The organism is Pontibacter chitinilyticus, assembly GCF_039748935.1.
Lineage (GTDB): Bacteria > Bacteroidota > Bacteroidia > Cytophagales > Hymenobacteraceae > Pontibacter > Pontibacter chitinilyticus.
Genome location: NZ_JBDIZJ010000018.1, coordinates 47,551 through 59,678 on the forward strand (window position 1 = coordinate 47,551; position 12,128 = coordinate 59,678).

Below are 12,128 nucleotides of genomic sequence, written 5' to 3' on the forward strand. Positions count from 1 at the left end.
AGGTACGAAACAATAGTTGTATATACAAGTGTTTGGTCGATTAGGTTGTGCGCGGCGGGAGAAATTGGCTGGCAAGCAAGTATGAATGAGCAGTAGGAAAAGCTTGCGTGAAGTATAAAGTATTTCTCTATTCCCTTACGAGGCTCATCTGGTAGGGAAGATTCTAATACAGAACCGATGGAATGAGGTAGTGGAGGTATCAAAGTTTGCGGCTATTAGCCAGCTTTTCGCCTCGCCGGCGGGGCCCTACTTTTCTCCTTGATGAGAAAAGTAGACAAAAGAATCAAGACCCTCCAAACTCGCTGAACGCTCGAACAGTGGAGTGTCAAATCATGCACCTGGCTAAGGTTGTATACTTCGTAGCTCCTCAGAAACATAAATCTCTACTTCGGAGGGGCAAGGGGTGGGTTAAGGTAAGTATAAATGCTACGGCCACTATAAGCATCAACTGTTCCGGAATTCAATCCCCAGAACAGCTAATACTTTTATATCCAATGCCAAAACGTCTTTTGTCCTTTGTCTACGCCTCCGCCTCCGCCTCTACCGCTGCTTCCTTCTTCTCCGCCTTGTACAGCAGCGAAGAGCAGTTGTTGGGGTTGAGCACTTGGCGGGCGCAGCGCTGGATATCGGCGGGGGTGACGGCCTGAATCTTGGCGCCTTCGGTGTTTACGAAGTTGGCGTCGCCGAGGAGCTTGCCGTAGGCCAGGTTCATGGCGCGGTTCAGCAGCTCGATCTCCGAGAACACGAGGCTCGTCTCGGCCTGGTTCTTCACCTTGTTCAGTTCTTCCTCGTCTACCAGCTGGTCCATCAGCTCCTGGTTGATGGCCTCGATGGCGGCATTGGCTTCCTGCAGGTCCGTGCCCTCGCTCAGCTTGCCCTGAATGATGAGCAGGCCCGGCTCTATACTTCCCGACACGGAGGCCGAAATAGAGTTAAACAGCTTCTGCTCTTTCACCAGCCGTTCGTACAGCCGGCTCGACTTGCCGCGGCCCAGGATATCGGAGATGAGATCCACAGCGTAATAATCCTGTTCGGTGCGGGCGGGCATGTGGTAGGCCTTGTAGATGGCGCTCAGCGGCACGTCGGCCGAGGTCTCCAGCACGCGCGGCGCTGTTTGTTGCGGCTCCCGCGGGATGTGGCGCGTATACTTCTCGCCGGCCGGAATCGGGCCGAACCATTTTTCCGCCAGCTCCTTTGCCTTTTCAAACGTCACGTTGCCGGCCACTACAAGTATGGCGTTGCTCGGCGCGTAGTGCTTTTTGAAAAAGGCCTTTACAATATCCATCGTGGCGTCCTCGATGTGTGCGATTTCCTTGCCGATGGTCGCCCATTTGTAGGGGTGCTCTTTGTAAGCCAGCGGGCGCAGCTTCAGCCACACGTCGCCGTAGGGCTGGTTCAGGTAGTTTTGCTTAAATTCCTCTACCACCACCTTGCGCTGCACCTCCAGCCCGTTCTTGCTGAAGGCCAGGTTCAGCATGCGGTCCGACTCCAGCCAAAAGCCCGTCTCGATGTTCTGCGCCGGTAGCGAGAGGTAATAGTTGGTGATGTCGGGGCTGGTGAAGGCGTTGTTCTCGCCACCCACCCGCTGCAGCGGCTCGTCGTACACAGGGATGTTCAAGGAGCCGCTGAACATCAGATGCTCAAACAAATGTGCAAAGCCGGTGTGGCTTTCCTCTTCGTCGCGGGAGCCCACGTTGTAGAGCACGTTCAGCACCGCCATTGGCGTGGTCGGGTCCTCGTGCACAATCACCTGCAGGCCGTTATCTAAGGTAAATTCTTTGAATTCTATCATATTTTTGGGGACATAAGATTGATAGACAAAGGACAAAAGACTTTTTCAGGAAATCTATAGTTTAATCGTTCAGTTCTAACACTTCCTAAGTGTACCTCCTATGTCTTTTGTCAAATAGTCCTTTGTCAAAGTATAAGACAAAAGTAAAAATTTAAGGGATAAATTTCAGCACAACCGCTAATACATTAACTTGCCAGACTATAACGAGGTTTTCTTTTTTAGAGATGAATTACAACCGCAAAGACTATACAGACGACGAGCTTTTAACTTTATACAAGGCCCTGCTGAAGCCGCGCATGATCGAGGAGCGCATGCTGGTGCTGCTGCGCCAGGGAAAAGTGAGCAAGTGGTTCTCCGGCATCGGCCAGGAGGCCATCTCGGTGGGCGCGGCCATGGCGCTGGAGCCCGACGAGTATATTTTGCCGCTGCACCGCAACCTGGGCGTGTTCACGAGCCGCGATATTCCGCTGGGCCGCCTGTTTGCGCAGTTCCAGGGCAAAACCACCGGCTTCACCAAAGGCCGCGACCGCTCCTTTCACTTTGGCACGAAAGAGCACCATATCGTGGGTATGATCTCGCACCTGGGGCCGCAGCTGGCTGTGGCCGACGGCATCGCGCTGGCCGATTTGCTGGAGCAGAAGGAAAAGGTGACGCTGGTGTTCAGCGGCGACGGCGGCGCCTCAGAGGGTGATTTCCACGAGGCGCTGAACGTGGCGGCGGTGTGGGGGCTGCCGGTGATTTTCCTGGTGGAGAACAACGGCTATGGCCTCTCCACGCCTAATAACGAGCAGTTTAAGTTCCGTCACTTCATCGACAAAGGGCCCGCCTACGGCATCGACGCGCTGCAGATAGATGGCAACAACGTGCTGGAAGTGTACGACACCATCCGGCAGACGGCGGCCAGTATGCGCAAGCACCCACGCCCGATGCTTATCGAGGCCATCACTTTCCGGATGCGCGGCCATGAGGAGGCCAGCGGCACCAAGTACGTACCGCAGGAGCTGTTTGAGAAATGGGCCAAGAAAGACCCGGTGGAGAACTTCGAGAAGTTCCTGCTCGACGAGCTGGTGCTCACACAGAAGACGATGGAAAGTATAAAGGAGGAGCTGCGTACCGAGATAGAGAACGGCTTGCAGGAGGCCTTTGCCGAACCCATGCCGGAGGCAAATCGGCAGGAGGAGCTGGCCGACATGTACCAGCCCTTTGCGCAGCAGGTGGTGCATCCTGCCTCAGACGCGGGTTCGGAGAAGCGCTTCGTGGACGCCATCTCCGACGCCATCCGCCAAAGTATGGAGCGCTACCCGGAGTTGGTGCTGATGGGGCAGGACGTGGCCGAGTATGGCGGCGTGTTTAAAGTGACGGAGGGCCTTGTGGAGAAGTTCGGCAAAGGCCGCATCCGCAACACGCCACTCTGCGAGTCGGCTATACTTGGCGCGGGGCTGGGCATGTCCATCCGCGGCAAAAAGAGCATCGTGGAGATGCAATTCGCCGACTTCGTGACCAGCGGCTTTAACCAGATCGTGAACAACCTGGCCAAGAGCCACTACCGCTGGGGCCAGAACGCCGACGTGGTGGTGCGCATGCCCACCGGCGCGGGCACGGCTGCCGGGCCTTTCCATTCGCAGAGCAACGAAGCCTGGTTTTTCCACACGCCGGGCCTGAAGGTGGTCTACCCGTCCTCGCCTTACGATGCCAAAGGCCTGCTGAACGCAGCCATCGAAGACCCGAACCCGGTGCTATACTTCGAGCACAAGCTGCTCTACCGCTCCATCTCCCAGGAGATCCCGGACGATTACTATACGATAGAAATAGGCAAGGCGCGCACCGTGCAGGAGGGCGAGGACCTGACCATCATCACCTACGGCATAGGCGTGCATTGGGCCAGGCAGCTGCAGCAGGAGCTGCCAGAGGCCAGCCTGCACATCCTGGACCTGCGCACGCTGCTGCCTTGGGACCAGGAGGCTGTGCGCGCTGCCGTGGAGAAAACAGGCCGTGTGATCATCCTGCACGAAGACACGCTGACCGGGGGTATTGGCGGGGAAATCGCTGCCTGGATCAGCGAGCACTGCTTTGAATTGCTCGATGCCCCGGTTGCTCGTGTGGCCAGCCTGGATACGGCCGTTCCGTTTGCGCCACCGCTGGAGCAGGAGTTCCTGCCAAAGCAGCGCCTGCGCGAGAAGGCCGAGCGGATGTTAAACTACTAGTATAAACAAGTATAAAATAGCGCCAGCGGGTAGCAGGCTTTGCAGAAAAGCATTGCTGTCCGCTGGTGGGCCTGATAAACTTTTAACCTGACTTGCTATGCGCCCGCTCCGTTACCTGCTTTTACCCTTTGTCTCTCTGCTGCTGCTATGTGCGGGCTGTCAGCACAAAGGAATTCCATGCCCTACGCAAAACGGCAGAACAACAACCATTAAGTCGCAAGGGTCGGCTGGGCTCGAAGCTATCAGTGTGCCAACAGATAAAAACGGACGCGTAAAGCGGCGAAAGAAACTCCTGCATTTATTTTAAGTATACCCATTAAATAAAATGCCGATGGTGCGCAAAAAAGATGCTTTCGCGCAGGCGCTTCACTGCCTGTTAATCCTGCCCCTGTTGCTGGCAGCTGCCCCGGCTTTTGCCCAGATCAGCCATACTACCGAAGAACAGCAACGGAAAGAGCAGAAGCAGTTTTTAAAGGAGGCGGATAAAACAGAATCGGTTTACAAGGAGACGCACCTGAACACGGCTGTATACACGTTTAAAAAAGGAGAAGCAGCACGCAAGCGCGCCAAGGCAAAAGGCAACAACACTGCTTTGAACGACAAGGGCGAACCTTTAACGCGGTGGAAGCTGTTTCAGAAGAAGGGCAAACGCCTGAAAAAGAAAAGATCGAACTAAAAGAAAACTATATGAACTGGCTTCCGCTAACGAGTACTGAACAGTTGGACGAGATTTTAGAAGAGTCGAAGAGCACGCCGGTGGTGATTTTTAAGCATAGCACCTCCTGCTCCATCAGCGCCACAGCCAAAAGCCGCCTGGAGCGGCAGTGGGATAGCGCTGGACTGGATGATGTAAAGTTATACTACCTTGACCTGCTGCGTTACCGTCCTGTAAGCAAAGAGGTGGCAGATACCCTGCAGGTACGCCACGAGTCGCCACAACTGCTGCTGGTGCAGGATGGTGTTTGCACCTATGATGTGTCGCATATGAGCATCGGCGTAGACGCACTGAAGAAACAACTGGCAGCATAAGCTGGTTTATAGCAGTAGCTACGCCGCCCGTATACTTAGTACCGGAAGGAAACCGTTTGCTTGATGTCCGGGTGAAGGCTCAGCGCGACGGGGCAGGTGCGGGCAGCATGCTCCAGCATTGCTTTTTCTTTGTCTGAATAGGTTTTGCCTGCGGGCATAGTGAAGTTAAGTACTACTTCGGCAATGCGGCGTGGCTCTGCGGCCATAATTTTAGTGATCTCGACCTCTATGCCGGTAATATCAATAGCAGCGCGGTTAGCAACAATGCCCATGATGGTCATCATGCAGGAGCCGAGGGCAGCGCTGACAAGGTCTGTGGGAGAGAATGCTTCTCCTTTGCCGTTGTTATCTACAGGGGCATCGGTGATGATGGTGTTGCCGGAAGCCAGGTGCTGGGCAGAGGTGCGGAGGTTGCCCTGGTATGTACTTTTGATCGTTGCCATAGACGTAGTTTTGGTTTTGTAATACGTGTAAAATTAGTTACTTTTATTTAATCTCTAACTCAAAGAAGGGTGGTAAAAAACCTTGCACTTATACTTGCAGTTGCGCTGGGCCTGGCGCTGCCGGCAGCTGCTCAATCCAACGAAGACGAGTCGTTCCATAACGAGCTAAGCTATGGTATAAACTTTAATTCAAATGGCGGCCTGATCGGAGGCGCGTTCATCCGTTCTTCGTTTTTTATGAACGAGCGCATGTACCAGTTTGGAGAAATAGAGGTTGTAGAAGTAAAGCATCCGAAAGAAAACCGCCTATACAGTCCTCTGACCGGCGACTTTTTTATTGCCGGCAAGCAAAACTACCTGTTTGTGGTGCGGCCGCATTATGGCCGTGAGTTGGTGCTGTTCCGGAAAGCTTCTGAATCAGGGGTGCAGGTAAATGCTGTCGGTGCTATTGGTCCTTCTCTGGGCTTTCTGGTGCCATACTACATCCGCTACAACTATGGCGGCCAAAACCTGGATGATGTGCGGGTAGAGCAGTATGATCCGAAGAAGCACCCCAACATGGACCAGATACAAGGCAATGCCAATTTTTTGCAGGGGCTGGGCGAAGCCAAGCTAAACGTGGGCGCGCATGTAAAAGCAGGTCTCAGCTTTGAGTATGGCCGCTATAAAGAAAGTATAACTGGCATTGAGGTGGGCTTTGCCCTGGAAGCTTATCCCAAAGAGCTCGTCATTATTCCGCAGGCGGATAACAGTAAAGTGTATTCTTCGGTTTACCTGAACCTGTATTACGGTCGACGCAAATAAAACCTTTGCTGGTGCCTTTTTGCGCAGTTGTGCTATACAGGCCGAATCAATTACAAGTGCAAGTATAGCCTGCAGCCCTGGCCTTCCCGCCATCCTGTTGTTGCTTTCCAGTTAGCGCTACTCCTTCAACATAAAGGCGTCGGAGTTGTATCATACTAGCAATTGCGCCGGGCTGAAAACTTAGCCAAAGGCCAATGTCTTAACTCATAACTTCCTATCTTTGCATCATGGACGAATTATTGACACTTCCGGTTATACAGCCCAATGCTACGCCCGAGGGGCTGAATGCGCTGGGCCAGCCACGCAAGCCTAACTGGCTGCGCGTAAAGCTGCCGGTGGGGAAAGAATACGCGAAAGTACGAAGCATCGTAGACGAATATAAGCTGCACACCATCTGCGAAAGCGGCAACTGCCCGAACATGGGCGAGTGCTGGGGCGCAGGCACGGCAACCTTCATGATTCTGGGGAACGTGTGTACCCGTAGCTGCTCTTTTTGTGCTGTGGCCACGGGCCGCCCGAATGAGTACGACGAGGACGAGCCGCGCCGCGTAGCAGAAGCTATTCAGCTGATGGGTGTAAAGCATGCCGTGATCACTTCCGTAAACCGTGATGAACTGAAAGACCGTGGCGCTGCCATCTGGCACGAGACGGTAAAGCAGGTGAAACTACTCTCGCCTTCCACCACCATCGAAACCCTGATTCCTGATGTGAAAGCTAACTGGGATGCGTTGATCACGATGATCTCGCCGGGCCAGGAGGTGGTATCGCACAACATGGAGACGGTAAAAGAACTCTACCGCCGTGTGCGCCCGCAGGCCAAGTATGAGCGAAGCCTGGAGCAGATCCGCCGCACCAAGGAGTATGGGCAGCGTACCAAAACCGGCATTATGCTGGGCGTTGGCGAAACACGTGAGCAGGTATACCAGGCCATGGATGACCTGGCTGCGAACGGCTGCGATATCCTGACTTTAGGCCAGTACCTGCAGCCTACCAAAATGCACCTGGAAGTAGCCGAATTTATACATCCGGACCTGTTTGCCCACTACCGCGAAGAGGGCCTGAACCGCGGCCTGAAGTATGTGGAATCGGGCCCGCTGGTACGCTCATCATACCACGCCGAGCGCCACGTGCACGTATAAAAACGCCTGCATTTTAGCACCCGAAAAGCCCTGCTGCCTTACCTGCTGCAGGGCTTTTTTATTGGACTGTTTTAACGCAAAAGAAATTTTAGCAAAAGAGTGTTGTGCCACCGGAGTAGCTAAGGCGTTGCTGGAAAGGCTTAAGTATGAAGTAGTATAATGCAAGCAAATTTGCAGGTAAGTAGGTAATAACCGATATAAAGTTGGACTGCCTGATTTGTTTTAAGCAGAAATATTAAGGTTAGTTTATATTCTAAAAACTGCATTCATAGCTAATATTAGCTATATTTGATATATATTAATATTATTTTTTGAATTTAGTACAACTTATTTAAGTATTTAGAGTAAATTCAATTGTTTAATATATATAGGCCTATCTATGTATATTTTAGCGAGCAAATACTTTATTCCCTTATACCTTTATGAGACGAATTCTACTCTTAATTTGTCTGCTTCTGGTTGCCAGCACCACCCTTTTGCTGGCGCAGTCAGATCCACTGCTGGGCCAAGCCAGCAGCTATGCGGTGCTAGCTACAAACAGTGTAAGTAATACCGGCACAACCGGCGTTACGGGCAGGCTAGGTACCTCACCAGGAAACACATTGACGGACAACGGTACCCTGCTGGTATCTAACCAGCCGCTGCAACTGGGAACAGATGCCGCCATACTGGCACAGCAGGACGCGCACACCGCCTATAATACGCTGGTGGGCAAAACGGCTTCCGGTACGCTTCCCCGTAACATGGGAGGCTTTCTTGTTGGTCCGGGCGTATACCGGTTCACCGGCGATGCCTCGCTAAGCGGTATTTTGCGCCTGGATGGTGCCGGAGACGTAACCGCTACCTTTATCTTTATCATTCCCGGCAGGCTTACGAGCTCGCTTCCTTTGCCGCCAGCCCCAAGCACAGGCCTTTTGCTGCAAAATGGCGCACAGGCAAAAAATATATTCTGGGTGGTTGAGAAGGATGTGGACCTGGGCGGTTCAACACTTTTTCAGGGTACTATACTTGCGAAAGGAAACATTAACCTGGGCATGGGCGTGGGGCTGATTGGCCGCGCCCTGTCGCTGGACGGTAATGTGAGCCTGAACACGAACAACATCTTTCTGCCAACAGTCGTGATCAATGACCTGGGCGTAACGAAAGAAGCGCAGGCAGGCGATTACACCCTTGGGACCAACATTACCTATATCATCAAAGCGCACAACAGCGGTCCGAACGATGCCACTAATGTGGTGGTAACAGAAGATTTTCCGGAAGATGCCCTAGCCTTTGTGAGCTCAAGTGATCAGACCGGCGCCTTCAGAAAAGACAGCGATGGCAAGTATAGATGGTATATCGGCGACCTGAAGAACGGAGAAGAAGTAACCCTGACGGTGGTGTTCAAAATCCTAAGCATCGGTAACATCAACAACCGGGTAACTGTAATCGGAAAAGACCCGGACCCAAACCCGGGCGACAACGAAGGCGAAGCACCAGTAGACGTGCCCGACCCGTCGTATGACCTGAGCGTAACAAAAGACGTAAGCGCCGGCCCATACTTTGTAGGCGATGCAGTAACATATACGATCGTTGCTAAAAACGCTGGCCCCGGCGTTGCAACCAATGTTTTTGTAAAAGAACAATTGCCCGATGGCTTGGCTTATGTCAGCCACTCGGCAACACAAGGTACATTTGATCCGACCACCGGTACATTCTTGGTAGGAACACTGGCGAAAGATGGTACGGCTACTTTAACAGTAGTTGTTCGCCTTACCAAGCCAGGCACTGTCAGCAACATTGTTGTAATTTCACGGCAGGACAGTCCAAGCGACCCTTCTAACCCGACGGACCCGAACAATCCGGGAGATAATACCAATCCTGGCGGAGATACGGACCCTGGCAACGATGGCGACACGGTAGATATACCAGTAGATTGCCCGCCGCTGGATATAAAGCTGACCGGTGACGCAAGTCTTTGCCTTAACACACAAAACGTAACCTACACTGCCACCGCTGTAGAAGGAGCCAGCTATACCTATGAGCTGCCGCTTGGCTGGACAAAAGTATCACAGCAGGAGAATAAGATAGTAGTTAACACAGGAGCAAGTCTGCAACCTGGTGTGCTGAAGGTAACTGTAAAAGACCAGTGCGGCGTGCAAGCAATTGCTACCTTAACGGTTCAGCCAATCGGACCGCCAGCACAGCCAACCATTTCGGGCGGTGATGCTCCGGTATGTGCCAATGGCTCTACTTATACTTACTGGGCCTCAACTCCCGGAGACGACATCACCTACGAGTGGGCGGTAACGTCCGGACTGGAGATCGTAAGCGGGCAGGGAACAGCAACAGTTAGCGTGAAAGTGCCGGAGAATAGCACGGGTGGTACTCTGTCTGTAAAGGCGAAAAACAGCTGTGCGTTGTTTGGAGAAGCTGCTACTAAAGTGATTACCATTACGCCGAAGCCTGATGCGCCAGCCTCCATAACCGGTAACACGGATGTATGCGCAGGCACTGAAGCTACCTTTATCGCTGACGCGGTAGCCGACGCTGCTGCTTATACCTGGACTGTGCCAGCTGGCTGGACTATTGTAAGCGGTCAGGATACCCGCACAGTTGTCGTGAAGGCGGGCGATGCCGGGGGCAACTTATCTGTAACTGTAAACAATGGCTGCAGCAACAGTGAAGCCGCCGTACTGCCAGTAACCGTAGCAACCAAACCTGCCAAGCCCACAATTATAGGCGATGCCAGCGGCTGTGCCGGCTCTACCCTCACTTATAGTATAGGAGCGGTAGCAGGTGCCACCGAGTATACCTGGGCAGTGCCAACCGGCTGGGCCATCACATCCGGGCAGCATACGCCAACCATCATAGTACAAACAGGCAGCACTGCCGGTGATGTATCGGTGGTAGTTACAAACAAATGCGGCGATGGCGAAGCGGCTGCACTGGCTGTAAAAGGCATCACGGCCCCAGCCACACCAGGCAGCATTACCGGTAACAGTACAGTTTGCCTGGGCAGCAACGAAGATCTGATCTATACTTTTGCCAATGCTGAGACAGGCGCCACCTATACCTGGACCCTGCCTACCGGCTGGACACTGGTAAGCGGCCAGGGTACTGCAAAGGTAACCGTTAGAGCAGCAGGCACTGCAGGTGGCAACATCACCGTAACAGGCGCCAACAGCTGTGGCACCAGCAACGCAAGCACTATAGCCGTCACGATTACAGCGCCACCAGCCGCTGCCGGCCCGATAAAGGACAACAGCAACGTGTGCGATGGCCTGGTGTATAGCATCGATGCCGTGCCGGGAGCTACCTCTTATACCTGGACGGTGTCAAGCGGCTTCACCATCACAGCAGGGCAGGGTACAACCAGCATCAAGGTAACAGCAAGCTCACCAACTGCCAAAGGGCAGGTAACAGTAGTAGCGAACACTGGCAGCTGTGCCAGCCCGCAAACAAGTGCGGCAATGGACGCTGCACTGGCAGATGGACAGCTGAACTTCCCGAAAGCCTTTAGCCCGAACGGCGACCGCATCAATGATACCTGGGAGGTTGCAAACCTGCTCAAGTTCCCGAACAATGAGGTAATCATCTTCAACCGCTGGGGCTCTGAAGTATACAGGCAGAAGAATTACAAGAACGACTGGAACGGTAACAAGCTGGAGCAAGGCACCTACTTCTACAAAGTAAGCGTGCAGCTTTGCAACGGTGTGCAGAAAGAGTTTACCGGGTACGTGACCATCTTCCGATAAGGCATACCTGACTAATGGAAAATTACAAGACAATGAAAATACTTTATACCCTGCTGGCCCTACTGCTTGCCCTGTCGGCTAGTGCCCAGCAAAACCCCCAGTACTCGCAGTACATTTTTAATAGTATGAGCCTGAACCCGGCTTATACCGGAAGTAAGAATGTGCTGAACCTGAACCTCTTTCACCGCTCTCAGTGGACAGGCATTGAGGGCGCCCCTTCCACACAGGCCCTGAGCCTAGATGGCGTGGCTGCAGGAAACAGAATGGGCCTGGGCGTGGGCCTGACGCGCGATGCCATTGGTGCGCAAACTACTACAACGGCCTATGCCAATGTGGCTGTAAAGCTGCAGGTAAGTGCATCCGGGGTGTTGAGCCTGGGAGTAGCGCCGGGACTGGTACAGCATGTGGTAGATGGCTCCAAGCTGGGCATTACAGGAGACCCTTCTATTCCGGAGGGCAAAGAAACAAGTATAAAACCGGAGCTGAAGATCGGGGCGTATTACCACACCGACCGCTTTTATGCCGGCCTGTCTGCCTCCGACCTGCTACAGTTTAAAGACGACCTGCAGATTGGACCGGAGCGCCACTACTACTTTACGGCCGGCTATGTATTCGACCTGGGTACTTTTGTGAAGTTTAAACCAAGTGTACTGGTAAAAGAAACCTTTAACTCTCCCACAAACATCGATGCCAACGCCTTTATTCTATTAGGCGACAGGCTGTGGCTGGGCAGCTCTTACCGCACCAGCGCCAGGTTCTTCAATAATGATTCGGAGGGAAATGTGGAGTTGTCTAAGCGTACGGCCGTCGCGCTGATCGCAGAGTTACAGATAACCAAGTCGATGCGTTTGGGCTACTCTTATGATAAGATGCTGAACAGCCTGAGTGGTTACAACACGCACGAAGTGTCGGTTGGTTATTACTTCTTCAGGAAGAAAGAAACCAAAATGCTTACGCCGCAATACTTTTAACCGATAGCC

Annotated in this window: 9 protein-coding genes; 7 read left to right on the plus strand and 2 right to left on the minus strand. The window is 53.1% G+C overall.

Annotated features, from left to right (window positions below):
* Positions 1-520 precede the first annotated feature (520 nt).
* On the minus strand, positions 521-1,792 hold the full coding sequence (locus ABDW72_RS19430) for a M16 family metallopeptidase (protein ID WP_347160273.1): 1,272 nt from the start codon (positions 1,790-1,792) through the stop codon (positions 521-523).
* A gap of 224 nt (positions 1,793-2,016) precedes the next feature.
* Here ABDW72_RS19430 and ABDW72_RS19435 point away from each other — a divergent pair, with 224 nt between their 5' ends.
* The 3 genes from ABDW72_RS19435 (at position 2,017) to ytxJ (ending at position 5,025) form a co-directional block, all read left to right on the plus strand.
* Positions 2,017-3,996, plus strand: coding sequence for an alpha-ketoacid dehydrogenase subunit alpha/beta (locus ABDW72_RS19435; protein WP_347160274.1), 1,980 nt, complete (start codon positions 2,017-2,019; stop codon positions 3,994-3,996).
* Between the two features lie 331 nt (positions 3,997-4,327).
* Entirely contained in the window at positions 4,328-4,672 is a 345-nt protein-coding gene (locus ABDW72_RS19440) for a hypothetical protein (RefSeq protein WP_347160275.1), read from the plus strand.
* 11 nt (positions 4,673-4,683) lie between these two features.
* Positions 4,684-5,025 (plus strand): bacillithiol system redox-active protein YtxJ, encoded by a 342-nt coding sequence (ytxJ, locus tag ABDW72_RS19445; protein WP_347160276.1) that lies wholly within the window; start codon positions 4,684-4,686, stop codon positions 5,023-5,025.
* 35 nt (positions 5,026-5,060) lie between these two features.
* Here ytxJ and ABDW72_RS19450 read toward each other — a convergent pair whose 3' ends face one another.
* Entirely contained in the window at positions 5,061-5,468 is a 408-nt protein-coding gene (locus tag ABDW72_RS19450; protein WP_347160277.1) for an OsmC family protein, read from the minus strand.
* A gap of 69 nt (positions 5,469-5,537) precedes the next feature.
* On the opposite strand from ABDW72_RS19450, the gene ABDW72_RS19455 reads away from it, so the two are divergent.
* The 4 genes from ABDW72_RS19455 to ABDW72_RS19470 all read left to right on the plus strand — a co-directional run bounded on the left by ABDW72_RS19455 (position 5,538) and on the right by ABDW72_RS19470 (position 12,119).
* A complete protein-coding gene (locus tag ABDW72_RS19455) occupies positions 5,538-6,272 on the plus strand; it encodes a hypothetical protein (protein WP_347160278.1) in 735 nt (244 codons plus the stop codon).
* A gap of 227 nt (positions 6,273-6,499) precedes the next feature.
* Positions 6,500-7,411, plus strand: a complete 912-nt coding sequence (gene lipA / locus ABDW72_RS19460; RefSeq protein ID WP_347160280.1) for a lipoyl synthase — start codon at positions 6,500-6,502, stop codon at positions 7,409-7,411.
* Between the two features lie 422 nt (positions 7,412-7,833).
* The gene (locus ABDW72_RS19465) at positions 7,834-11,148 is read left to right on the plus strand and encodes an ice-binding family protein (RefSeq protein WP_347160281.1); all 3,315 of its coding nucleotides are present in this window, start codon (positions 7,834-7,836) and stop codon (positions 11,146-11,148) included.
* A gap of 32 nt (positions 11,149-11,180) precedes the next feature.
* On the plus strand, positions 11,181-12,119 hold the full coding sequence (locus tag ABDW72_RS19470) for a PorP/SprF family type IX secretion system membrane protein (RefSeq protein WP_347160283.1): 939 nt from the start codon (positions 11,181-11,183) through the stop codon (positions 12,117-12,119).
* The last annotated feature ends 9 nt before the right edge of the window (positions 12,120-12,128 follow it).

Excerpts from the sequence above, each read along its gene's own strand:
- ABDW72_RS19430 (WP_347160273.1), bottom strand. The coding sequence starts at position 1,792 with ATGATAGAATTCAAAGAATTTACCTTAGATAACGGCCTGCAGGTGATT.
- ABDW72_RS19435 (WP_347160274.1), top strand. The coding sequence starts at position 2,017 with ATGAATTACAACCGCAAAGACTATACAGACGACGAGCTTTTAACTTTA.
- ABDW72_RS19440 (WP_347160275.1), top strand. The coding sequence starts at position 4,328 with ATGGTGCGCAAAAAAGATGCTTTCGCGCAGGCGCTTCACTGCCTGTTA.
- ytxJ (WP_347160276.1), top strand. The coding sequence starts at position 4,684 with ATGAACTGGCTTCCGCTAACGAGTACTGAACAGTTGGACGAGATTTTA.
- ABDW72_RS19450 (WP_347160277.1), bottom strand. The coding sequence starts at position 5,468 with ATGGCAACGATCAAAAGTACATACCAGGGCAACCTCCGCACCTCTGCC.
- lipA (WP_347160280.1), top strand. The coding sequence starts at position 6,500 with ATGGACGAATTATTGACACTTCCGGTTATACAGCCCAATGCTACGCCC.
- ABDW72_RS19465 (WP_347160281.1), top strand. The coding sequence starts at position 7,834 with ATGAGACGAATTCTACTCTTAATTTGTCTGCTTCTGGTTGCCAGCACC.
- ABDW72_RS19470 (WP_347160283.1), top strand. The coding sequence starts at position 11,181 with ATGAAAATACTTTATACCCTGCTGGCCCTACTGCTTGCCCTGTCGGCT.